Origin of the sequence: Ruegeria sp. HKCCSP351, from assembly GCF_017872535.1 — a bacterium.
Lineage (GTDB): Bacteria > Pseudomonadota > Alphaproteobacteria > Rhodobacterales > Rhodobacteraceae > Ruegeria.
In genome coordinates this window covers 64,651-87,713 of record NZ_JAEDOV010000008.1, presented here as the reverse complement: position 1 = coordinate 87,713, position 23,063 = coordinate 64,651, and the positions used below count along the sequence as shown (strand labels likewise).

Here is a 23,063-nt window from a genome sequence, read left to right as displayed (position 1 = left end):
TGCCTGCGGATTACTTTGCCGCGATTGTCAGGTCTGAGAGCAGATTATTCAACACCAGAAACTCGCCCGCGCGCGAACAATCCGGCAGGGTCACTGACATGTCGCGCGACCGCAGGCGGCGGTCCGACAACAACTCCAGCGACTGCACGTTCAGCGTGTGGCCGCAATTTGCATCGGTCACTTCGGCCTCGACAGTCAGGTCAATCGTGCCCGACTGTTCCGATGTACTGGCCGGGAAAGAATACACTTCGATATTCTGAGTGATCCCGGAACCGGACTGGCCCAGACGCACAACCTCTCCGGCGCCTTCTGCAGATGCGTCATCCCAGACATGGCCATCCGCACCATAGCTGGCACCAAATTCCAGCGCGTGAATCTGCAACTCGGTTTCCCCTTGCCATTGCAGGACAACACGATCGAAACCGGCGATTTCAGGGACGTGAGTGGTGGCGACGGTGCCTGTTTCATCTTCGAAAGAAAACAGGAAGATCGCGTATTCCGAAAGGGCCGGGATCGCCATGTCCAGCGCGCCGCTGACATCCGTCATCTGGCTAACAGTCAGGCCGCTATGGTGAATTTCAATCCGCTCATTCTTGTGGCACGGCGCTTTCAGCGACAGGTGCGCCAAGGCACCGGGCGCTGCTTTTGCGTGCGCGCTGATCCGGCAGTTCGATGTCTTGGGGGCAGTGGGTACAGCGCGGGGTGCCGGTGTCACATTGACCGGATCGGCATCTGACGCGGTGGCTGATGTCAGCACAATACTGTCTAGCCCCGACAGAATCGAAGACTGATCGGCAGCAGAGGCCACATCAATACCGTCCTGCGCGCGGTTCTGCTGCGCAGCTGGTCCGTTCTGCATCAGATAGCCTATGCCCAAGGCACAAGCGACCGTTCCGCACATGGTTACGTAGTTGCGAACTACAAACAAGACACCCTCCCCAGTTGAAGGAGCAGCTTGCACTCTTGCCACGAATCGCGGCCAATTTGTGGCCGCGAGACGGACTCATTGTGATCAGAGGGTGTTAACGTTAGGTCAATCTGCCGTGGCAGTGTTTGAACTTCTTGCCGGATCCGCAGGGGCACGGGTCGTTTCGCGACGGGTTACCCCAGGTTGACGGATCACTCTCGTCAAACCCCGGCAGCGCATCGCCTGACGCCGCAGCTTCGGCCTTGGCCTCGGCCTGACTTGCGGCCTTGTCCACGGCCTGTTGTGCCTGTGCTTGTTGCGCCGCCATCTGCGCCAGCATTTCCTTTTGCTCTTCTTCGGTCAGTGGACGCACGCGCGACAATTGCTGTGTCACGGTTTCCCGCAAACCGTCCAGCATGGATTCGAACAGCTGGAAGCTTTCGTTCTTGTATTCGTTCAGCGGATCGCGCTGGGCATAGCCGCGGAAACCCACGACCGAGCGCAGATGTTCCAGCGTCAGCAGATGCTCGCGCCATTTGCTGTCGATGGTCTGCAACAGCACCTGCTTTTCGATGTTGCGCATGTTTTCGGGACCAAAGGCAACCGCCTTCTGGGCCATCATCTCATCAGCGGCCTTGATCAGGCGCTCGCGCACCTGCTCGTCATCCACACCTTCTTCGGCAGCCCAGTCCTGAACCGGGGCATCGATGGTCAGCTTGTCCTTGATCGCCGCATGCAGACCGTCGGTATCCCACTGTTCCGCATAGGATTTCGGTGGCATGTATTCGTCAATCAGATCGTCAATCACCTGCTCGCGCATATCCGAGACGATCTCGGACAGGTCATTGGCCGACATGATCTCGCGACGCTGGCTAAAGATCACCTTGCGCTGATCGTTCATAACGTCGTCGAATTTCAGAACGTTCTTGCGCATGTCAAAGTTGCGGCCCTCGACCTTGGACTGCGCGCGTTCCAGCGACTTGTTCACCCACGGGTGAATGATCGCCTCGCCTTCTTTCATGCCCAGCGTGGTCAGCACCTTGTCCAACCTTTCCGAGCCAAAGATGCGCATCAGGTCGTCTTCAAGGCTCAGGTAGAACACGGTACGACCCGGATCGCCCTGACGGCCCGAACGGCCGCGCAGCTGGTTGTCGATGCGGCGGCTTTCGTGGCGTTCGGACGCCATCACGTAAAGGCCACCTGCGGCCAGAACCTTTTCTTTTTCTTCCGCGTGGCGCGCCTCTTCAGCTGCGCGCAGCTCCGACGGATCGGCCTCGGGCTTGTCCGCCATCGCTTGCAGCACCTTCATCTCGACATTGCCACCCAGCTGAATGTCGGTGCCGCGACCGGCCATGTTGGTGGCGATGGTTACCGCGCCCAGACGGCCCGCATCGGCGACGATCTGCGCCTCCTGCTCGTGCTGGCGGGCGTTCAGAACGTTATGGGCGATGCCTTCCTTGGTCAGCATCTGGCTCAGCAGTTCCGATTTCTCGATCGACGTGGTCCCCAGCAGAACCGGCTGGCCCTTTTCCTGGGCTTTCTTGGTCTCTTCGATCATCGCGCCATATTTTTCCATGGCGGTGCGATAGACCTGATCATCCTCGTCCACACGGGCAATCGGTTTGTTGGTCGGAACCTCGACCACGCCCAGGCCGTAAATCTCGGCAAATTCCTCTGCTTCGGTCAGGGCGGTCCCGGTCATGCCGCCCAGCTTGTCGTAAAGGCGGAAATAGTTCTGGAAGGTCACACTGGCCAGCGTCACGTTCTCAGGCTGAATCTGCACGTTTTCCTTGGCTTCGATGGCCTGATGCAGGCCCTCGGACAAGCGGCGGCCCGGCATCATGCGGCCCGTGAATTCGTCGATCAGAACAACATTGCCGTCGCGCACGATGTAATCCTTGTCGCGCTGGAACAGCTTGTGCGCGCGCAGACCCTGATTCACGTGATGCACCACGGTCGTGCTTTCCGGGTCATACAGCGAATGGCCTTCAGGAATCAGGCCGGCAGCCAACAGTTGCTGCTCCAGAAACTCGTTACCCTCATCCGTGAAGGTCACGTTGCGGGCCTTTTCGTCCAGCGTGTAGTGTTCGTCGGTCAGGCTCGGGATCAGCGCATCGATGGCGGTATACAGGTCCGAGCGGTCCTGTGCCGGGCCCGAGATGATCAGCGGCGTCCGCGCCTCGTCGATCAGGATCGAATCGACCTCGTCCACAATCGCGAAATTGTGGTGCTTCTGGTAAACCTGTTCCAGATCGGCCTTCATATTGTCGCGCAGATAGTCAAAACCCAGCTCGTTGTTGGTGGCATAGGTGATGTCGCAGGAATAGGCGGCCAGTTTTTCCGCGTCAGGCTGGCCCGACCAGATCACGCCGGTGGTCATGCCCACGGCAGCAAACACCTTGCCCATCCATTCCGCGTCGCGCTTGGCCAGGTATTCGTTCACCGTGACCACATGCACGCCCTTGCCGGTCAGCGCGTTCAGATACGCCGGTAGGGTCGCGACCAGTGTCTTTCCCTCACCCGTCTTCATTTCCGAGATGTTGCCCTGATGCAGGAAAACACCGCCCATCAGCTGCACGTCAAAGGCGCGCAGCCCCAGTGCGCGGCGTGCACCTTCGCGCACGTTGGCAAAGGCTTCGGGCAGCAGATCGTCAAGACTTTCGCCATCCAGCGCGCGTTTGCGCAGGTCTTCTGTCTTGTCGATCAGGCCCTGATCGGACATTTTCTCGAACTCGGGTTCCAGCGCGTTGATCTTCTCGATCAGGGGGCGGGTCGCCTTGATCTTGCGGTCGTTCGGTGTTCCGAACACCTTTTTGGCGAGCGTTCCGAGTCCCAGCATGTTCACTCCAGCGGATCTGTTCTTGTCTTGGTTTTTGACAGGCTTGCCCACCTTGCGCGCAACCCATAGATACGGGGGGTGAAAGGCGGCCCTGTCCAAGGCTTCAAAGCGATGTAAGCGGCAGGTTCCAGAGTGTCAACGCTGCGCCCTGCCGCGGCAAGGAAATAGGATGATTCAATGCCCAAAGGCCTCACTTTTCTGCCATCGCTGGCTCTGACCGCCATGATGGCCCTGCCGCTGGCCGCCGAAACCCAGCCGGATGCATCCACCGTGGTGGCGCGTGTGAACGGGGATGAGATCACTTTGGGTCACGTGATCGCAACCGTTGCCGCCCTGCCGCCGCAATACCAGCAGGCCGAAGATGACGTATTGTTCGACTTCGTGCTGGAACAGCTGATCCAGCAGCAACTGCTGGGGCAACAGCAGGACGGGCTGAACAAACTGAACACGCTTCGGCTGAAAAATGAAGAACGCTCCCTTCTGGCGGTTCAGACCGTCACAGCCCTGACTGATACCGTTGTCACGGACGAGGCCATTCAGGCGGCCTATGACGCGCAGTACAACGATTTCGCGGGTGAAGACGAATTCGAGGCCAGCCACATTCTGGTCGAGACCGAAGAACAGGCCAACGACCTCAAGGCGCAGCTTGATGACGGCGCCGATTTCGCCGAGCTCGCGCGCGCGCATTCCACCGGTCCGTCCGGCCCCAATGGCGGCGCGCTGGGCTGGTTCGGCAAGGGCCAGATGGTACCGGAATTCGAAACAGCCGTGGTCGCGCTTGAAAAAGGGCAGGTGTCCGACCCTGTTCAGACGCAGTTTGGCTGGCATGTGGTCAAGTTGAACGACAAGCGCAAAACCGAAGCGCCCGCGCTGGATGCCGTGCGCGAAGAGCTTGCACAGACCGTTCAGCAGGACGCCATTCAGGCGCGCATCGATGAACTGACACAGCAGGCACAGATCGACCGCCCCGCTTTGGAAGGTGCCGGACCCGAAGTCCTGCGCCAGCTGGACCTGATTCAGGAGTAATCCCCGTGGCCAAGATCACCAAGGTTTCGCCGCTGGCGCCAGCGTCCTTCCCTGATTTGCCTGCAATTGACGGTGTGCGGTTCGCCACCGTCGCGGCGGGCGTGCGATATCAGGGCCGCACCGATGTCATGCTGGCCGTGCTGGACCCGGGCACATCTGTGGCCGGGGTCTTTACCCGTTCAGCCACGCGAGCCGCCCCGGTTCTGGATTGTCAGGACAAGATCGGCGGGCCCAGCGATGGCCCGGCGGCGATCCTGGTGAATTCGGGTAATGCCAATGCCTTTACCGGGCATTATGGTCAGACCTCGGTGGCCGAGGTGACGCAGGCCATCTCGAAGGCGACAGGTGTTCCGGTCGAGCGGGTCTTTACCTCCTCAACCGGCGTCATCGGTGAGCCGCTGGCGCATGACCGCATCATTGCCAAGCTTGAAACGCTGAAGGCGGATCTCAGCCGTCACGCGATCGAAGACGCCGCACGCGCGATCATGACCACCGACACCTTCCCGAAAGGGGCCGTGGCGCAGGTCGAAATTGATGGCAAAACAGTCTCTATTGCGGGGATTGCCAAGGGGTCCGGCATGATTGCGCCAGATATGGCGACCATGCTGGTCTATATCTTCACCGACGCGCAGGTCGAACAATCGGCGTTGCAGGCGATGCTGGGGGCGCAGACAGACCGGACGTTCAACTGCATCACCGTGGACAGCGATACATCCACCTCGGACAGCCTGCTGCTGTGCGCCACCGGCGCTTCGGGTGTGGACGCCACCGGCAATGCGGCCTTCGCCGAGGCGCTGGAGGCTGTGATGCTGGATCTGGCCCAGCAAGTGGTGCGCGATGGCGAAGGTGCCACGAAATTCGTCGAAATCCGCGTGACAGGGGCCGCAACAGACGCTGGCGCCAAGACCCATGGCCTTGCCATCGCCAACTCTCCGCTGGTCAAAACCGCCATCGCGGGCGAAGACCCGAACTGGGGTCGTATCGTCATGGCCATCGGCAAATCCGGTGCCGCGGCGGATCGCGACCTGCTGAGCATTTCCTTCGGCGACATACTTGTGGCCGAAAAGGGCTGGGTCAGCCCCGATTACAGCGAAGACGCCGCCGCCGCCTATATGAAAGGTCAGGATCTGGTCATCGCCGTAGATCTGGGTCTGGGCGCGGGCAAATCCACCGTCTGGACCTGCGATCTGACGCACGGATATATCGAGATCAACGCGGATTACCGCTCGTGAAAACCGTGTTGGTTTCAGCTGTCGCCCTGATCGACATCGAGGGCCGGGTGCTGGTGGCCCAACGCCCCGAGGGTAAATCCATGGCCGGTCTTTGGGAGTTTCCCGGCGGCAAGATCGAACCCGACGAAACCCCCGAGGCCGCCTTGATCCGCGAATTGCACGAGGAGCTGGGAATCGATACCTGGGCCTCGTGCCTCGCCCCCCTGACCTTTGCCAGCCACAGCTATGACGATTTCCACCTGCTCATGCCGCTGTTCGCCTGCCGCAAATGGCAGGGTATCCCGCAGTCGAAAGAGGGGCAGGCGCTGAAATGGGTCCGCGCAAATGACCTGCGCAATTACCCCATGCCCGCAGCGGATGTGCCCCTGATCCCGATCCTGCGGGATTGGTTGTAGTGAGGGAAACGTAATATGGGCAGCGGTGCGCTGATTAGAAAATTCGTTTCGTCTTGGTTAAGTTTTCAAAGAAACCCGGCAGGCAGTCAGCGTTGGCTCGAAAGCGAATGGGTTGTTGATGCCCGTATTAGTTGGGCACATGAAAAACCGCATGTTCTTTGGAGCGCAATTTGCGATTTATCAAAGAAGGAGCTGAGCGAATGGGACATTGGAATGCTTGGTTCCGGGCCTTTAGAGGATCTGTTGAATGAGCACTATACAGAGTTCTCCAGAGTGGTTTTTAAAGAAGCTCTTACCAATAAAACTTTGGTCGCGGCATTGTCATGTGTTTGCCCTCCAGATGATTTCCAGCACGAGTTTGAAATCGCTTGTGAGAAGCTCTAGCTAGAAAGATCTTTAATTATCGAGGACTCCGATGCTGCGAGTATCGGGTCAGGTGGTTCGAATTTTCCGACGCAAGGCGATCTGTACAATTTGTACAAAACGTAACATCACCCCTCTGCACCTGTTACAATTCGTAAGAATTGAGAAAACATCAGGAAAAAGTTGACGCTGATCGTGCGGGTGTCCCAAATCGGGGCACTGGCATCCGGGGGCTTTCCCGGATCCGCCATTTCCGGCTTTGAGGAGGCCGGATGGGGAGGAGAAAAAGATTGGCTCAGACGCAGTCGGGCGCCGAAGGGTTGCATTCCCTTCCGGCGCTTCTACACCGCAACGCGACCCAGTTCGGGGATGCCCCGGCCTATCGGGAAAAAGAATTTGGGATCTGGCAATGCTGGACCTGGGCTGAAGCGGCCAAGGAAATTCGTGCGCTCGCCCTTGGATTTCTTGAAATTGGCGTTGAGCGCGGTGACCACATTGCCGTGATCGGACGCAACCGGCCAGCACATTACTGGACCATGGTCGCGGCACAGATGGTCGGTGCAATTCCGGTGCCTCTGTATCAGGACGCAGTCGCCGAAGAGATGACCTATGTGATGGAACATTGCGGCGCGAAATATGTCGTCTGCGGTGATCAGGAACAGGTCGACAAGGTCATCGAAATTCAGGAAAAAGTGCACCAGATCAAGCACATCCTCTACACCGACAAGCGGGGGATGCGGAAATACGACCACAGCCAGATGAACGCGCTGGAAGACCTCATGGCCGAAGGTCAGGCAGGACATCAGCGGTTTGATGCAGAGCTGGACAAGCGCATCTCTGAGATCACCTATAAAGACACCTGCGTCATGCTTTATACCTCGGGCACAACGGGTAAGCCCAAGGGGGTGGTTCTGTCGAACCGCAACGTGATCGAAAGCGCCAAGAATTCAGCGATCTTCGACCATTTGACCCGCGATGAAGATATCCTTTCCTACCTTCCAATGGCATGGGTCGGGGATTTCATCTTTTCCATCGGTCAGGCCTATTGGTGCGGGTTCTGCGTAAACTGCCCGGAAAGCGCCGACACGATGATGACCGATCTGCGCGAAATCGGGCCGACCTATTTCTTCGCCCCACCGCGCGTGTTTGAAAGCCAGCTGACCAATGTAATGATCCGGATGGAGGATGCGAGCAAGCTGAAGCAACGCATGTTCCATCACTTCATGGCGCATGCCAAAAAGGTGGGCGGCAAGTTGCTGGATGGCAAATCCGTTGGCTTTGGCGACCGGGTGAAATACGCGCTGGGCAATCTGCTGGTCTATGGGCCGCTCAAGGATACGCTGGGCTATGGCCGGTTCCGGGTTGGTTATACAGCGGGTGAAGCGATCGGACCGGAAATCTTTGATTTCTATCGATCTTTGGGCATCAACCTGAAACAGCTTTATGGCCAGACCGAAGCAACCGTGTTCATCACCGTGCAGCCGGATGGCGAGGTTCGGGCCGATACGGTTGGTGTTCCCGCGCCGGATGTTGAGATCAAGATCGACGACAAGGGCGAGATCCACTACCGCTCGCCCGGCGTGTTTGTCGAATATTACAACAACCCGGATTCCACGGCATCGACCAAAGATGCCGAAGGCTGGGTGGCAACGGGTGATGCCGGATTTATCGAGGAAAGCAGCGGCCACCTGCGGATCATCGACCGCGCCAAGGACGTGGGCAAAATGGCCGACGGGTCCATGTTCGCGCCGAAATATGTCGAGAACAAGCTGAAATTCTACCCCGATATTCTCGAGGTCGTTCTGTTCGGAAACGGCAAGGACCGCTGCGTGGCGTTCATCAATATCGACCTGACAGCGGTCGGCAACTGGGCGGAACGTAACAACGTGGCCTATGCGTCCTATCAGGAACTGGCGGGGCATCCGCGTGTGTTAGAGACGATCAAGGCGCATGTGGAAGAGGTCAACAAATCGGTAGCAGCTGATGAAATGCTGTCCGGTTGCCAGGTGCATCGCTTTGTCGTTCTGCACAAGGAACTGGACGCTGATGATGGTGAGATGACGCGCACCCGGAAAGTGCGGCGCGGGTTTGTCGAAGAGAAGTTCCACGACATCATTGCGGCGCTTTATGACGGGTCCGAAAGCGTGTCGACCAAGACCGAAGTGACCTATGAAGATGGGCGCAAGGGAGCGATCAGCGCGACGCTGAAAATCGTGGATGCGCCGGTTGTACCGGTTGCGCAACATAAGGTGGCAGCGGAATGAGGGCCGCCATAGCACCGCGCGACCTGCGGCCATCACCCCGCCCGCCATCCCGTTTATGCGCAAGTCAGGGAGTGACTGATGCTGGATAACGCCGAAGGATATGTCACCGAAGACGGTCGCAAGATCGGCGGCGTGGTGATGGAAATGAAGAACATCACCCTGCGCTTTGGCGGCGTCGTGGCGATCAAGGATATCTCGTTCGATATTCGCGAGGGTGAGATTCGCGCCATCATCGGGCCGAACGGGGCCGGGAAATCGTCGATGCTGAACGTTATCTCGGGGTTCTATGTCCCGCAAGAGGGCGAGGTCTGGTTCCACGGATCAAAACGCCCGCCCATGCGCCCCTTTGAGGTGGCGCAGCAGGGAATCGCGCGGACGTTCCAGAACATCGCCCTGTTCGAGGGGATGAGTGTTTTGGACAACGTCATGACCGGGCGCTTGAACTTCATGCAGACCAACATCCTCCAGCAGGCGTGGTGGAAGGGAAAGGCCGAGGCGGAAGAGGTTGAAAACCGTGAGGCGGTCGAGAAGATCATCGATTTCCTTGAAATCCAACACATCCGCAAGACACCCGTTGCGCGCCTGCCTTATGGCCTGAAAAAACGCGTCGAACTGGCCCGCGCACTGGCGGCAGAACCAAAGCTCTTGCTGCTGGATGAACCGATGGCGGGCATGAACGTCGAAGAGAAAGAGGACATGAGCCGCTTTATCCTCGACGTGAATGACGAATTCGGCACCACCATCGCCCTGATCGAACACGATATGGGCGTGGTGATGGACCTGAGCGACCGCGTGGTCGTGATGGATTACGGCAAAAAGATTGGTGACGGTACACCCGACGAGGTGCGCAACAATCAGGAAGTCATCGACGCCTATCTGGGGGTCAGCCATGACTGAGACCAAAGCAGATATCCGGGGAGGCACATATGCCTGAGCAGTTAATCTTTGCCACGGAGGTCATCCTTAACGGTCTGATGGCCGGGGTGCTTTATGCGCTGGTCGCGCTGGGCTTTGTGCTTATCTACAAGGCATCCGGGATTTTCAATTATGCGCAAGGGGTTATGGCCCTGTTTGCGGCGATGACGCTGGTCGGGATCATGAACGGGCAGGTGCCTTTCGCGCATTTGATCAACGCGACCTTCGGCACTCATGTCTATAACTTCGGCTGGAACATCCCCGCCCTGCTGGCGATCATCCTGACAATGGGCGTGATGGTTCTGCTGGCCTGGTGTGTGCAGCGCTTTGTCATGCGGCATCTGGTTGGGCAGGAGCCGATCATCCTGTTCATGGCCACGATCGGTCTGGCCTATTTCCTTGAAGGCGTGGCCGACCTGATGTGGGGATCCGAGATCAAGACGCTGGATGTGGGTCTGCCGCAGGGCATCAACCTGTGGATCGACGAGGTCACCTTTAACATCTTCGGCTATGGCTTCTTCATCGACAACCTCGACATCGTGGCAACCGTGATTGCGGCGCTTCTGGTGGCGGCACTGGTGGCCTTCAGCCAGTACACAAAGCAGGGCCGGGCCATGCGCGCGGTGGCGGATGACCATCAGGCAGCGCTTTCGGTCGGGATCTCGCTCAACTTCATCTGGGTCATGGTCTGGTCGGTGGCCGGGTTCGTGGCGCTGGTCGCGGGGATCATGTGGGGCACCAAATCGGGCGTGCAGTTCTCGCTGTCGCTGATCGCGCTCAAGGCGCTGCCGGTGCTGATGCTGGGCGGGTTCACCTCGATCCCCGGTGCCATCGTCGGCGGTCTGATCATCGGAGTGGGCGAGAAACTGTTCGAATTCTCGATTGGCCCGCTGGTCGGCGGCGCGACCGAGAACTGGTTCGCCTATGTGCTGGCGCTGATCTTTCTGGTGTTTAGACCGCAGGGTCTGTTCGGCGAGAAGATCATCGAGAGGGTGTAACGCATGACCAAACTCATCGCCATCATCAACGTGATCGCATGGGCGGGGTTCTGGGCCTTTGGATATATCGCGCTGACCTCGAATGACCTGACCGACAGCCAGCTGACGATTGCCGCAATCCTGGCCTTTGCCGGGCTGATCATGGGTGTTCTGGCCTACCTGAAACTGGTGCGCGCCTCTGAGGCGAGCGGATATGCCAAAGGGTCCAGCCAGCTGGACGCCGCGACCCGGAACCGGGCGCAGGAAGAATGGGGAAAGTAACAGATGTTCTATCGTGAGGCCGGAGATTTCAAAACCTCCTACGTGGATGACAGCCAGACTTTCCCGATCAAGTTCGACCGGTACCGGTACTATGTCGTTTTGGCGGTGGCGTTCGGGATCATTCCGTTCATCATCAACGACTATTGGGCAAACGCCCTGCTGCTGCCCTTTCTGATCTATGCCATCGCGGCGATCGGACTGAACATACTTGTGGGCTATTGCGGGCAGGTCAGCCTTGGTACAGGCGGTTTCATGGCTGTCGGCGCTTATGCCTGCTACAAGTTGATGACCGCATTTCCAGACGTCAGCATGTTCATTCATGTCCTGCTGGCTGGAGGTATCACCGCGATTGTAGGCGTTTTGTTTGGCCTGCCTTCCCTGCGGATCAAAGGGTTCTATCTGGCGGTGGCGACGCTTGCGGCACAGTTCTTTCTGGTGTGGCTCTTCAACCGGGTGCCGTGGTTCTACAACTACTCGGCCTCGGGTCAGATCAACGCGCCAGAACGTGACGTGTTCGGCATTATCATCTCGGGCCCGAACGCCCCGGCTTGGGCGACCTACCTGTTCTGTCTGATCTTCCTGACCGCCAGCGCGATTATTGCGCGCAACCTGACCCGCGGCACGACCGGGCGGACATGGATGGCGATCCGCGACATGGATATCGCCGCGGAAATCATCGGGGTGAACCCGTTGAAGGCCAAGATCAGCGCTTTCGCTGTCAGCTCGTTCTTTGTGGGCATCGCAGGGGCCTTGTTCTTTGCCGTCTATCTTGGCGCGGTCGAGGTGGGCGAAGCATTCGGCATTCAGAAGTCGTTTCTGGTGCTGTTCATGGTGATTATCGGCGGGTTAGGCTCGATTTTCGGGTCTTTTGCCGGGGCGGCGTTCCTGGTGCTGCTGCCGGTTCTGCTCAAACTGGTTGGCGTCGATCTTCTGGGTTGGCCGACCGATATCGTTGCCCATCTTCAGCTCGTGATTGTAGGCGCGCTGATCATCATGTTCCTGATCCTCGAGCCCCACGGTCTGGCCCAGTTGTGGCGCGTGGCGAAAGAGAAACTCAGACTCTGGCCGTTCCCGCACTGAGGGCTGGCCCAATCATAAAGACGGGTGATCAAGCCCGAACTCAATATCGGATCAATCAAGGGAGGAGACACCCGATGAACAAGAAACTGGCAACTGTGGCGCTGAGCGCCGTGATGGCGGCAGGACCTGCGATGGCGGATCTTGTGTTCCCGTCGCTCAGTTATCGAACCGGGCCCTATGCGGCCGGTGGTATTCCATTCGCGGATGGTTACGCCGACTATTTCACGCTTCTGAACGAGCGGGACGGTGGTATTGGCGGTGTCCCCGCAAACGTGATCGAATGCGAAACCGGGTATAACACCGAAAAAGGCGTGGAATGCTACGAATCCACCAAAGGTGAAGGCGCGCTGGTGTATCAGCCGCTGTCGACCGGTATTACCTATCAGCTGATCCCCAAAGTGACCGCCGACGGCATTCCACTGCACACGATGGGGTATGGCCGGACCTCGGCTGCGAACGGCAAAGTGTTCAGCCACGTGTTCAACTATCCGGCCAACTACTGGAATGGTGCGTCCGGTGCGATCAACTATCTGTTGGAGGAAAATAGCGGTGACCTGAGCGGCAAGAAGATTGCGCTGGTCTATCACAACTCGGCCTATGGCAAGGAACCGATCCGGACATTGGAAACTCTGGCCGAAAAGCATGGGTATGAGCTGTCCCTGCTGCCGGTTGATCACCCGGGCCAGGAGCAGAAGTCGCAATGGCTGCAAATTCGCCGCGAAAAGCCTGACTATGTCATCATGTGGGGCTGGGGCGTCATGAACCAGGTTGCGGTTCAGGAAGCGGCCAACATCCGTTTCCCGATGGAAAACTTCATCGGTGTCTGGTGGTCGGGCGCGGAATTCGACGTTGAGCCTGCTGGCGAAAAAGCGACCGGTTACAAGGCGCTGACCTTTACCGGCCTTGGTATGGACTATCCTGTCTATGACGACCTGAAAAAGTACGTCGTTGACTCGGGCAAGGCTGCGGGTGCCGGCGATCAGCTGGGTACAGTTCAGTACAACCGTGGGCTTTATGCCGCCATGCTGGCAGCCGAGGCTGTGAAAACGGCGCAGGCGATGCACGGAACCGCTGATATCGACGCGTCGATGATGCGCGATGGCATGGAAGCACTGGAAATGACCAACGCCAAGATGGAAGCGCTTGGTATGTCCGGGTTCGGCCCTGAATTCTCGGTCTCTTGCGAAAACCACGGCGGCCCCGGTCTTGTCGGTGTTGTTCAGTGGGATGCGGCGACTGGCGCCTGGAACCCCGTACAGGACTTCAAACCGACAGATGCCGAAGTTATCGGCGCGTTGATCGAAGAAGATTCCGGTGCCTACGCAACCGAAAACAGCATCTCGCCACGTTGCGAGTAAGGCATGGTACGCCACGGATGTGATCCGGGGCGTTCAGACAACCGGAGCGGCGGGTTACCTGCCGCTCCTCACGAACAGCCCCGGAACGGGCAGGCATGAGGAAACGCGCTGATGCTGGATGCGGCACAAACCACTGACGTGCAGGCGGAAACCCTGCTTGAGGTCAATAATATCGAGGTGATCTACAACCACGTGATCCTCGTGTTGAAAGGCGTCAGCCTGAGCGTTCCAAAGGGCGGCATCACAGCGTTGTTGGGCGGCAATGGTGCGGGCAAGACAACCACGCTCAAGGCCGTTTCGAACCTGCTGCATTCCGAACGCGGTGAAGTCACCAAAGGTTCGATCAAGTATCGCGGCCAGAACGTGCATGAAAGCGATCCGGCCGATCTGGTTGAAAAGGGTGTCATTCAGGTGATGGAAGGCCGCCATTGTTTCGAGCACCTTACCGTCGAGGAAAACTTGCTGACCGGTGCTTATACCAGAAAAGACGGGGCGGCTGCGGTCCAGCAGGATCTTGAGATGGTTTACGCATATTTCCCCCGGCTCAAGGAACGCCGCCGGTCGCAGGCAGGCTATACTTCGGGTGGGGAACAGCAGATGGTTGCCATGGGGCGGGCGTTGATGTCGCGGCCCGAGACGATTTTGCTGGACGAACCTTCAATGGGTCTTGCTCCGCAGCTGGTCGAAGAGATTTTCAGTATCGTGAAGGACCTCAACGAAAAAGAGGGCGTGTCCTTTCTGCTAGCAGAGCAGAACACCAACGTCGCCCTGCGCTTTGCGCATTACGGCTATATTCTTGAATCCGGGCGTGTCGTGATGGACGGCCCGGCCGCAGACCTGCGCGAAAACCCGGATGTGAAAGAGTTTTATCTGGGTATGTCCGACGAGGGCCGCAAAAGCTTTCGTGATGTGCGGTCCTATCGTCGTCGCAAAAGGTGGCTGTGAGCGGATGGAGGATATGGCGATGACCTATTTCGACGCACTCGAAACACGCTCGGCAGACGAACGCGCCTCAGATCAGGCCGGGGCACTTGTGGAGCAGATCAAACGCGCGATGTCGGCCCCTGGATTTGCGTCGCATTTGTCAGAATCAGACACTAATAAGGTAAAGTCAGCAGAAGATTTGCCGACATTGCCCGTTCTGCGGAAATCGGATTTGACCCGGGCACAGGCCAAACGCCCCCCGTTTGGCGGATTTACGGTAAAACCCGCGCGGCATTTCCATCATGTGTTCCAGTCGCCCGGGCCGATCTATGAGCCGGGCAGCACTGATCACGACTGGTGGCGCATGGGCCGTTTCCTGAATGCCGCGGGTGTTGGCGCAGGGGACATCGTCCAGAACTGTTTTGGGTATCATCTGACGCCGGCCGGTATGATCTTTGAAAATGGCGCACGGGCTGTTGGCGCGGCTGTTCTGCCCGCAGGGACCGGACAAACCGAGTTGCAGGTGACTGCCGCCCGCGATGTTGGCTGTACGGCCTATGCAGGTACGCCGGATTACCTGAAGGTCATCCTGGACAAAGCCGACGAGATGGGCGTTTCACTACATTTCTCGAAAGCCGTTGTTGGCGGAGGCGCTTTGTTCCCGTCTTTGCGACAGGAATATGCCGACCGGGGTATCTCGTGCCTGCAATGTTACGCGACAGCGGATCTGGGCAATATTGCTTATGAAAGCGCCGCGATCGACGGGATGATCATCGACGAGCACGTGATTGTCGAGATTGTGACACCTGGAACCGGAACTCCGGTGGCACCGGGTGAGGTGGGCGAGGTTGTGGTGACCTCTCTCAACCCAGATTACCCGCTGATCCGCTTTGCGACGGGCGACCTGTCCGCCGTAATGCCGGGGATTTCCCCCTGCGGTCGCACGAACACCCGGATCAAAGGTTGGATGGGGCGTGCAGATCAGACGACCAAGATCAAAGGTATGTTCGTGCGTCCGGAACAGGTTGCCGCTTTGGTCGACAAGCATGAAGAGATCGTCAAGGCTCGAGTCATCGCCACCCGTCAGGGCGAGATGGATTCGATGACTGTCCAGATCGAAAGCACAGGCGGGGATGATACGGCATATGCCAGATCGGTGGCCGAAGTGCTGAAACTGAAAGGCGCAATCGAAGTCGTGGCCCCCGGCTCGCTGCCCAAAGACGGGCTGGTGATCGAGGATCAGCGCGTCTACGAATAGCAGTGAAAAACAGGTCTGCGGCAGTTTGTGCCGCAGATTTGTTGACCGACGCACTGGTGTTTCCGAGCATTTTGGTCGATTAAAGGCAGACCCTAAGCCTTTGCCAATCAAAAGCCGGGATGATGACCCAGATCGACTATTCAGAAAACGGATCACGCAATCGCGGTGTACGCGGCACACGGCTGTTGGCCGCTGTCGCCTATCTTGTGGCTGCCGCGTGCCTGTTGCCCATGGTGGCCGTGGTTCTGGCAGCGGTGACTGGGGGGACAGATACGATCTCGCACCTGATGGGGACGGTGCTGCCCAGCTATACCGTGACGACCCTGATCCTTGTGGTGCTGGTCGCGGCGGGTACGTTCAGTATCGGCACGGGCGCTGCCTGGTTGGTGACGATGACCCGCTTTCCGGGCGTCAGGATCCTTGAGATCGCGCTGGTCTTGCCCTTGGCCTTTCCGGCATACGTGCTTGCCTATGCATACACCTTTATTCTGGATCATCCGGGTATCGTTCAAAGCACTTTGCGGGATGTAACAGGCTGGGGGCCGCGCGACTACTGGTTCCCTGAAATCCGCTCGACCGGGGGCGCTGCGGTGATGCTGATTCTGGTGCTGTACCCCTATGTCTACCTGCTGGCGCGGGCTGCGTTCCTGCAACAAAGTGCTTCGGCGTTTCTCGCTGCTCGGGCGCTGGGCAACAATCCATGGCTGGCGTTTCGGCGCGTCTCGCTGCCGATGGCGCGCCCGGCAATCGCCGGTGGTGTGCTACTGGCCATCATGGAAACCATCGCCGATTTCGGAACCGTGTCCTATTTCGGTGTGCAGACCTTTGCGACCGGGATTTACACCAGCTGGTTTTCCATGGCCGACCGAGCAGCGGCGGCGCAGCTGGCCTGGTGCCTGCTTGTCTTTGCGCTGATCATGGCTGTGGCCGAGCGCACCCAGCGCGGTAAGGCAAAATACTATCAGGCCGGAAAGAAACATGCTGCCCAACCGGCGGAACATCTGACCGGTCTTCGCGCCGCCGCAGCATTCTTGTTATGTACGATACCCGTTATCTTCGGGTTTCTGCTGCCCGTTATCATACTGGTCGAGATGGGTTTGGAATCGGAACAGAACTTGCTGTCGCGGCGCTATATCGGTTTCATCCAGAACTCGCTGATCCTCGCCGGAACGGCTGCAGTTGTCACTGTCTTTGCGGCGATCTGTGTCGGGTTCTTTCAACGCCTGAGACCTGGGCGCGCGTCGTCTGCGACGGCCTATATGGCGCGGCTGGGATATGCCGTGCCCGGTGGCGTCATTGCAGTCGGCTTGATTGTACCTTTCGCCAGCTTTGACAACACGTTGGATGCCTGGATGCGGCAGACCTTCGATGTATCGACTGGGTTGTTGGTGACAGGTTCGATCTGGTTGCTGGTCGCCGCTTACATGGTGCGATTCCTTGCCGCCGCGCTCAGCGCCTATGAGGGGGGGCAAAGCACGGTTCATGCCAATATGGATGCCGCGGCCCGCTCGCTGGGGCAAACACCGCTGGGAACATTGCGGCGCGTTCACCTGCCCATTCTGACACCGTCGCTGCTGACCGCGCTGTTGATCGTCTTTGTTGATGTGATGAAGGAATTGCCTGCCACCTTGATCATGCGCCCGTTCAACTTCGACACACTAGCCGTACAGGCGTACAGGCTTGCCTCGGATGAGAGGCTTGAGGGCGCCGCTGTGCCGTCGCTGGTCATTCTGGCGGTCGGCCTGCTGCCGGTAATACTGATTTGCCGTCAGGTTGGTCGGCGGTAACACTTGTGTTGTAAATGCCGGGCAACAGCGCATCAGGCTTGATTCAAACACGATTTCCGGCAAGGCTGGAGGTATGAATATGCAGCCTCCCAACCGGTTTTCGGCAAACGCAGCGCAGATGCCCGTGGCCTTTGACCGGCATGAGATGTCGCAAATCCTGTCCGTTTATGGACGGATGGTCGCCGCCGGAGAGTGGCGAGACTATGGTATCTCAAACCTGCGCGATATGGCGGTGTTCTCGATCTTCCGTCGCACCGCAGAGCACCCGATCTACCGCGTCGAAAAACACCCGCGCCTGAAGTCCCGGCAGGGTATGTACTCAGTCATAGGTATGGATGGCCGTATCCTGAAACGCGGCCATGATCTGCGAGCCGTCCTGCGGGTGCTGGAACGCAAGCTCATCCGGGCCGTAAACCCGGATTAGAGCCTTTTTCGCGCTGTAACAGGCCCGTCACCCTGATCCTGAATGCGCTGAATCGCCCGGTCCATCGGTTCGTACACAACCGCCATATGGCTGGCGTTAGCGTGTAAAATCATGTTGTCGCCCGAAACCCAGGCCACGTGCCCTTTCCAGAACAGCAAATCCCCACGCTGCGCAGGTGATTCAGCTGACAGGACAGCGCCCAAGGCTTGTTCCTGATCGCCGCTATCGCCGGGGCAGGGAATACCGCAGGCCAGCAACGCGGCCTGAACAAGCCCCGAGCAATCGATACCGAACCGGCTGTTTCCGCCCCACAGATAAGGCGTACCCAGAAACAACTCGGCCACGGCAACCGGATCGTGCGGTTTTTCTGTAATTGCGGCCGTGTGAACCTTTGGGACAAAACCCAATTCGGTCTGCACAAACCGATCCGTTTCCGCAGTCGCATGGATTTTACTTCCGTAACTCAGAGAAACGAGATCGCGACTTTTGATATCGGGGGCCACGTAGGCATGTGTTGCGGGCGCATTGATCCAATGCGTTGCAGGCATATCCTCGGACAGGTGGTCTGTTTCCAGCCAACCAGCATATCCGTCTTTTTCCGCGACGATCCTGCTCCACCCGTCGTTGTTTTCTGCGACGTGAACCGTGTCCCCCAACAGCAACTGCCGGTCACGCGGTCCGTCAGGAACACGCAACAGGTCGACGACCGGTTTGGATACGCGGCGCTTGGTCATAATCCCAATACCTCCGGTAATGCCGACAGCACTGCGCGTGTTCCCTGACCCAGACCGCCTTTTGTGCGGCCGGGTTCATTGCTGGGTTGCCACGCGTAGATGTCAAAATGGACATAGCGGCTGGACCCTACGAACCGGCGCAGAAACAGCGCGGCGGTGATAGACCCGGAAAACCCGCCGGAGGGGGCATTGTCCAGATCGGCAATGCCGGGTTCGATCATCGACTCGTAGGGTGTGTGAAACGGCATTCTCCAGACCGGATCGGCAGACGTTTTGGCCGCTTGTGCCAAGGCCATCGCGCAGCTTTCGTCGTCGGTGTAAAACGGGGCCAGATCAGGGCCCACGGCCACGCGCGCCGCACCGGTCAGCGTCGCCATCGAGATCACCAGATCGGGATTCCCTTCATCCGCCAAAGTCAGCGCATCAGCCAGAACCAGACGCCCTTCGGCGTCGGTGTTGTTGATTTCGACGGTCAGACCCTTGCGTGAGGTCAGGATATCACCGGGGCGGAAGGCATTGCCTGATACCGCGTTTTCAACGGCCGGGATCAGAACTCGCAGTTGTAGCGGAAGGTCCAGCGTCATGATCATCCGAGCCAGTCCCAACACATTGGCCGCGCCACCCATGTCTTTTTTCATCAGGCCCATGGAAGCGCCCGGTTTCAAATTCAGCCCGCCGGTATCGAAACATACACCTTTGCCCACCAGTGTCAGTCTGGGGCCACTGGTGCCCCAGGTCAGCTCGATCAGCCGGGGGGCCTGTTCCGCGGCCCGCCCTACCGTGTGAATCATGGGAAAGTTCTGGTCCAGCAGCGCTTGGCCGATGATCACCTTGCAAGACGCACCGAATTCATTTGCCAGAACCTCGACCGCTTGCTGCAACTGATCCGGTCCCATGTCCGAAGTGGGCGTGTTGACCAGATCGCGCGTCAGAGCCTCGGCATTTGCCATGGCTTCAATACGGGTGGCGTTGATGCCATCAGGTGCAATCAACGCCGCTGACCCTCCGGTCTGGGATGCGTATCGATCAAAGGCATAGCCAGTCATCAGCCAGCCAAGACACTCCATCTCCAACAAATCCGCAGGAATGCCCGAAGCAAGGCTGTAGGTTCCTTCCGGAAACGCCAAAGCCGCTGCGGCAAGAGGGAACCGTTTGCGCGCGCGTTTGTCTTCGGTTCCGTAACCAGCCAGCGCGAATTCAATTGCGCCGTTCGTGGCTGGCACAAGCAGGACCTGCCCCAGTGCACCGGAAAACCCGTTTGCTGCGACCCAGGATTGCACGCGCTCGGGTTGATCCAGAAGCCAGCCGTCCAAATCCGACTGCGCGATCACATGAAGCGGTACGGAAGGGTCAGAGGATGGGGCGAAGGACAGTGTCATGTGCGCCTCGACAGATTGTTTCTGTGCACAGACTAGCCGCGCATATTCTGCCCGCAACCCCTGTCAGACGGAAAGGTCCTGTTGATCCCAGACGGCTGTCAATGACCGCTCCCCAACGCGGATCAGACGTCCCAGCGTCGCGCCCGCTGCTACCGCGTCGCCGGAATCGACGGCCTGTGCCACGTCCCCTGCAACCCTGGCCAGAACCGTCATCCCGACCTGTTCGGAAATCGCGACCAGGGACCTTGCGCATTTGCGCAGTTCGGCCCATTCGCGCTGACGCCAAAAGCGTTCGCAGTTCGACAGGCGCACGGCCAGTTCTTCGATGGTGCGGCACAGCACATCCAGCGCGTTCTTGTCGCCCAGTTGACGGTAAAGGCCACTTAGTTGGTCCGAATCCAGACGGACGGATTCCTTGTGTTCAAGCGTGATAATTTTTTCCACCACATTCACCCTAATTCTGACGCCCCCACGGCGCAGGTTTGATACTGGTGGCAAATTCCTTTGCAAAACCTTGCAGAGAAACCGGATAATTACTCGAATTTTCCTAGAATTCAGTTTAGAGGATCGGTCAGTGACAAGAACGGGGACACCGTAATGGAATTTGCCAAACCTTTGCCGAGCTATCTGGTCACGCGGTATCACGGCTGGAAAGCGACCACATATTCAGAAAACCAGGTCTGGTTCAAGCGGCTGGCAGATGAAGGGCAGCGGCCCCGGGCGATGGTGATTTCCTGCTGCGACAGCCGGGTCCATGTGACCTCGATGTTCGGTGCCGATCAGGGCGATTTCTTTATCCACCGCAATATCGCCAATCTGGTGCCACCCTATGCGCCGGACGGTGATCATCACGGTACCAGCGCAGCAATCGAGTATGCCGTCACTTCTCTCAAGGTTGCGCATCTGATGGTTCTTGGCCATTCGCAATGCGGTGGTGTTCAGGGCTGTATCGACATGTGCAAGGGTCAGGCGCCGCAACTGGACGCAAAAGAAAGCTTTGTCGGTCGCTGGATGGACATTCTGAAACCAAAATTCGAACTTGTCGCTGATATCGAAGACAGCCTCGAACAAGCCCGGCAGCTGGAACGCCAGTCGGTTGTCGCGTCGCTTGAAAACCTGATGACGTTCCCGTTCATCTCGTCAGCGGTCGAAAAAGGCACTCTGAGCCTGCACGGGTTGTGGACCGATATCGGTGCTGGCGGGTTAGAGAGTTTCGACCCAATACAGAAGAAATTTGTCCCGGTGTGACGACGGTTCATAGTGAATAATTGATGCGGAATACGGCTCTGATTCCGGGCCGTTTTTTCGTATGCTCCACACATGACGTTTGATTTTGGAGCTTGCTATGAAGATACTTCAACGAATTCTCGCAGGGCTGTGCCTTCTTGTTTTTCTGTTCGTCGCCGTCTCATACGTGTTGCCCGGCAAGGCGGAAGTGTCCCGCAGCATCACCATCGACGCCCCGGCCGCAGTGATCTTTCCGTTTGTGAATTCCATGCAAGCGACCGAGAAATGGTCACCCTGGCTGTCACGCGATCCGGAGACGAAACTAAGCTACAGTGGCCCCGAGGAAGGCGTCGGTAACAAGTTGAACTGGAGCTCGGATCACGCACAGGTCGGTACGGGGTCGCAGGAAATCGTCGAAAGCGTGGAAAATCAACTGGTCAAAACAGATCTGGACTTTGGGCAGATGGGCACGGCGTCGGCTTCGTTCACCCTGACACCCGATGGTGACGCGACCAATGTGACTTGGGGGTTCGAATCCGATCTGGGGCTCAATCCCATGTCCCGCTGGATGGGGGTGATGATGGATAAATGGGTTGGTGGCGATTACGAGCGGGGGTTGAATAATCTGAAAGCGCTGATCGAAAATAACACCTAGACCCTTCTTGGGATTGCGACATTCGTTCTGGTATGCCCGCCAAAGCGGCGGGGAACTTGCGGATCAATCCAAACGAAACCGCGCGAATTTGCCGAAATGGTCGGATCCCATGAACGGGCGCAGCTCAACCGTTCCGGTTGTTCCTTTCGGGAACAAAAGGTTGTCGATCGGCAAGGGTAAGTGCCAGCTGCCAAGATTATGAGTATTCAGGACGGCCCCAAAACTCTGGTTGTCTGCTGCCGCTGCGATCCGCCGAACGCTTGCACCCCAGGGAACCATGTTGAAATCTCCGGCAATCAGAACCGGGCCATCCAATTTTGCGATGCGTTCTGCAATGATCCGGCTTTGGGTTGATTGGTCGTAGGGAAAAGGCCACTTCAGGTGGATCGATACGATCCAGACCAAAGACCCATCCGGGGCCTTGACCTGCAATCCGACAAGACCATGGCCTTTCAGGCAGAACCCGGAACCTTCGACAATCGGAAGAGTTGTCAGGATGGCAACGTTTTGTTCGGGACGAAACTCACAGATCACCTTTTCGGGGTAATGCTCGAACAGGTTGCTCATGTATTCGCGGTTGTGACTTGAGACTTCCTGCAACGTTACGATCTGAGCATCGGATGCAATGATGTCGTCGGCCAGCGAATACCGCGGCCAAGCCCGCCTCATGAGGTTCTTTTGATACAGCGTCAGGCACGGGCCGTCGCAGGCCTTGGGTGGCGCGGCAAAACTGGTTGCGATTGATCCGACGGCAACAGCGGCAATGGCCAAGGTCACCAAAGCAAGGTATCTGGCACGCATATACAGCAGGATCGCGGCACACGGCAAAAGCAGAACGCCGGCTTGCGGACGGAAAAGCGCGAAGGAGTCTCCCACCGCCAGGAATTGCCCGGTAAACCCGATGAGGATAAGCCCAATCAGAATGCCTGCACATCCTATGATCAGGTATCTGCCAATTCTGCGTTTGGTCGAAGTTCCCATGCTCTGCCTCTGATGCCGTGTGCAGGGCACCACCTGTTGTCTTTAATGACCCATCC

22 protein-coding genes are annotated in these 23,063 nt (G+C 58.0%); 16 read left to right on the top strand and 6 right to left on the bottom strand.

Going from position 1 to position 23,063, the window contains the following annotated elements:
- Window positions 1-10: 10 nt before the first annotated feature.
- Window positions 11-928, bottom strand: coding sequence for a hypothetical protein (locus I9182_RS16170; protein ID WP_209506930.1), 918 nt, complete (start codon window positions 926-928; stop codon window positions 11-13).
- A 100-nt stretch (window positions 929-1,028) separates the two neighbouring features.
- Window positions 1,029-3,746 carry a preprotein translocase subunit SecA gene (gene secA / locus I9182_RS16165; protein ID WP_209506931.1) on the bottom strand — a complete coding sequence of 906 codons (2,718 nt, stop codon included), beginning with the start codon at window positions 3,744-3,746 and terminating at the stop codon, window positions 1,029-1,031.
- 177 nt (window positions 3,747-3,923) lie between these two features.
- On the opposite strand from secA, the gene I9182_RS16160 reads away from it, so the two are divergent.
- The 14 genes from I9182_RS16160 (at window position 3,924) to I9182_RS16095 (ending at window position 18,031) form a co-directional block, all read left to right on the top strand.
- Window positions 3,924-4,772, top strand: coding sequence for a peptidylprolyl isomerase (locus tag I9182_RS16160; protein ID WP_209598958.1), 849 nt, complete (start codon window positions 3,924-3,926; stop codon window positions 4,770-4,772).
- A gap of 5 nt (window positions 4,773-4,777) precedes the next feature.
- Entirely contained in the window at window positions 4,778-6,004 is a 1,227-nt protein-coding gene (argJ, locus tag I9182_RS16155; RefSeq protein WP_209598957.1) for a bifunctional glutamate N-acetyltransferase/amino-acid acetyltransferase ArgJ, read from the top strand.
- Entirely contained in the window at window positions 6,001-6,399 is a 399-nt protein-coding gene (locus I9182_RS16150; protein ID WP_209598956.1) for a (deoxy)nucleoside triphosphate pyrophosphohydrolase, read from the top strand. The genes argJ and I9182_RS16150 overlap by 4 nt, the downstream gene beginning before the upstream one ends.
- 15 nt (window positions 6,400-6,414) lie before the next feature.
- A complete protein-coding gene (locus I9182_RS16145; RefSeq protein WP_209598955.1) occupies window positions 6,415-6,783 on the top strand; it encodes a DUF6869 domain-containing protein in 369 nt (122 codons plus the stop codon).
- Between the two features lie 269 nt (window positions 6,784-7,052).
- The gene (locus I9182_RS16140; protein ID WP_245222681.1) at window positions 7,053-9,026 is read left to right on the top strand and encodes an AMP-binding protein; all 1,974 of its coding nucleotides are present in this window, start codon (window positions 7,053-7,055) and stop codon (window positions 9,024-9,026) included.
- Between the two features lie 78 nt (window positions 9,027-9,104).
- Complete coding sequence (locus I9182_RS16135; RefSeq protein WP_209506937.1) at window positions 9,105-9,923, top strand: ABC transporter ATP-binding protein; 819 nt, start codon at window positions 9,105-9,107, stop codon at window positions 9,921-9,923.
- Window positions 9,924-9,952: 29 nt separating this feature from the next.
- Window positions 9,953-10,939 carry a branched-chain amino acid ABC transporter permease gene (locus tag I9182_RS16130; RefSeq protein WP_209506938.1) on the top strand — a complete coding sequence of 329 codons (987 nt, stop codon included), beginning with the start codon at window positions 9,953-9,955 and terminating at the stop codon, window positions 10,937-10,939.
- Between the two features lie 3 nt (window positions 10,940-10,942).
- Window positions 10,943-11,200 (top strand): hypothetical protein, encoded by a 258-nt coding sequence (locus I9182_RS16125; protein ID WP_209506939.1) that lies wholly within the window; start codon window positions 10,943-10,945, stop codon window positions 11,198-11,200.
- 3 nt (window positions 11,201-11,203) lie between these two features.
- Window positions 11,204-12,280: a branched-chain amino acid ABC transporter permease gene (locus tag I9182_RS16120; protein ID WP_209598953.1), complete on the top strand. Its 1,077-nt coding sequence runs from the start codon at window positions 11,204-11,206 to the stop codon at window positions 12,278-12,280.
- A gap of 74 nt (window positions 12,281-12,354) precedes the next feature.
- Window positions 12,355-13,638 carry an ABC transporter substrate-binding protein gene (locus I9182_RS16115; protein ID WP_209598952.1) on the top strand — a complete coding sequence of 428 codons (1,284 nt, stop codon included), beginning with the start codon at window positions 12,355-12,357 and terminating at the stop codon, window positions 13,636-13,638.
- A gap of 111 nt (window positions 13,639-13,749) precedes the next feature.
- Window positions 13,750-14,583, top strand: coding sequence for an ABC transporter ATP-binding protein (locus tag I9182_RS16110; protein WP_209598951.1), 834 nt, complete (start codon window positions 13,750-13,752; stop codon window positions 14,581-14,583).
- Window positions 14,584-14,602: 19 nt separating this feature from the next.
- The gene (locus tag I9182_RS16105) at window positions 14,603-15,820 is read left to right on the top strand and encodes a phenylacetate--CoA ligase family protein (protein WP_209599020.1); all 1,218 of its coding nucleotides are present in this window, start codon (window positions 14,603-14,605) and stop codon (window positions 15,818-15,820) included.
- 122 nt (window positions 15,821-15,942) lie between these two features.
- Entirely contained in the window at window positions 15,943-17,607 is a 1,665-nt protein-coding gene (locus I9182_RS16100) for an iron ABC transporter permease (RefSeq protein ID WP_209598950.1), read from the top strand.
- Window positions 17,608-17,680: 73 nt separating this feature from the next.
- A complete protein-coding gene (locus I9182_RS16095; RefSeq protein ID WP_209598949.1) occupies window positions 17,681-18,031 on the top strand; it encodes a DUF2794 domain-containing protein in 351 nt (116 codons plus the stop codon).
- On the opposite strand, the gene I9182_RS16090 is transcribed toward I9182_RS16095, so the two are convergent.
- The 3 genes from I9182_RS16090 to I9182_RS16080 form a co-directional block, all read right to left on the bottom strand.
- On the bottom strand, window positions 18,028-18,765 hold the full coding sequence (locus I9182_RS16090; protein ID WP_209598948.1) for a C40 family peptidase: 738 nt from the start codon (window positions 18,763-18,765) through the stop codon (window positions 18,028-18,030). The genes I9182_RS16095 and I9182_RS16090 overlap by 4 nt on opposite strands.
- Window positions 18,762-20,144 (bottom strand): leucyl aminopeptidase family protein, encoded by a 1,383-nt coding sequence (locus I9182_RS16085; protein WP_209598947.1) that lies wholly within the window; start codon window positions 20,142-20,144, stop codon window positions 18,762-18,764. Before I9182_RS16085 ends, I9182_RS16090 begins: the two co-directional genes overlap by 4 nt.
- A 63-nt stretch (window positions 20,145-20,207) precedes the next feature.
- Entirely contained in the window at window positions 20,208-20,597 is a 390-nt protein-coding gene (locus tag I9182_RS16080; RefSeq protein ID WP_209599019.1) for a hypothetical protein, read from the bottom strand.
- Between the two features lie 144 nt (window positions 20,598-20,741).
- Here I9182_RS16080 and I9182_RS16075 point away from each other — a divergent pair, with 144 nt between their 5' ends.
- Complete coding sequence (locus I9182_RS16075; protein WP_209506947.1) at window positions 20,742-21,392, top strand: carbonic anhydrase; 651 nt, start codon at window positions 20,742-20,744, stop codon at window positions 21,390-21,392.
- A gap of 97 nt (window positions 21,393-21,489) precedes the next feature.
- Window positions 21,490-22,026: an SRPBCC family protein gene (locus tag I9182_RS16070; RefSeq protein ID WP_209598946.1), complete on the top strand. Its 537-nt coding sequence runs from the start codon at window positions 21,490-21,492 to the stop codon at window positions 22,024-22,026.
- A gap of 63 nt (window positions 22,027-22,089) precedes the next feature.
- Here I9182_RS16070 and I9182_RS16065 read toward each other — a convergent pair whose 3' ends face one another.
- A complete protein-coding gene (locus I9182_RS16065; protein WP_209598945.1) occupies window positions 22,090-23,007 on the bottom strand; it encodes an endonuclease/exonuclease/phosphatase family protein in 918 nt (305 codons plus the stop codon).
- Window positions 23,008-23,063: the final 56 nt, after the last annotated feature.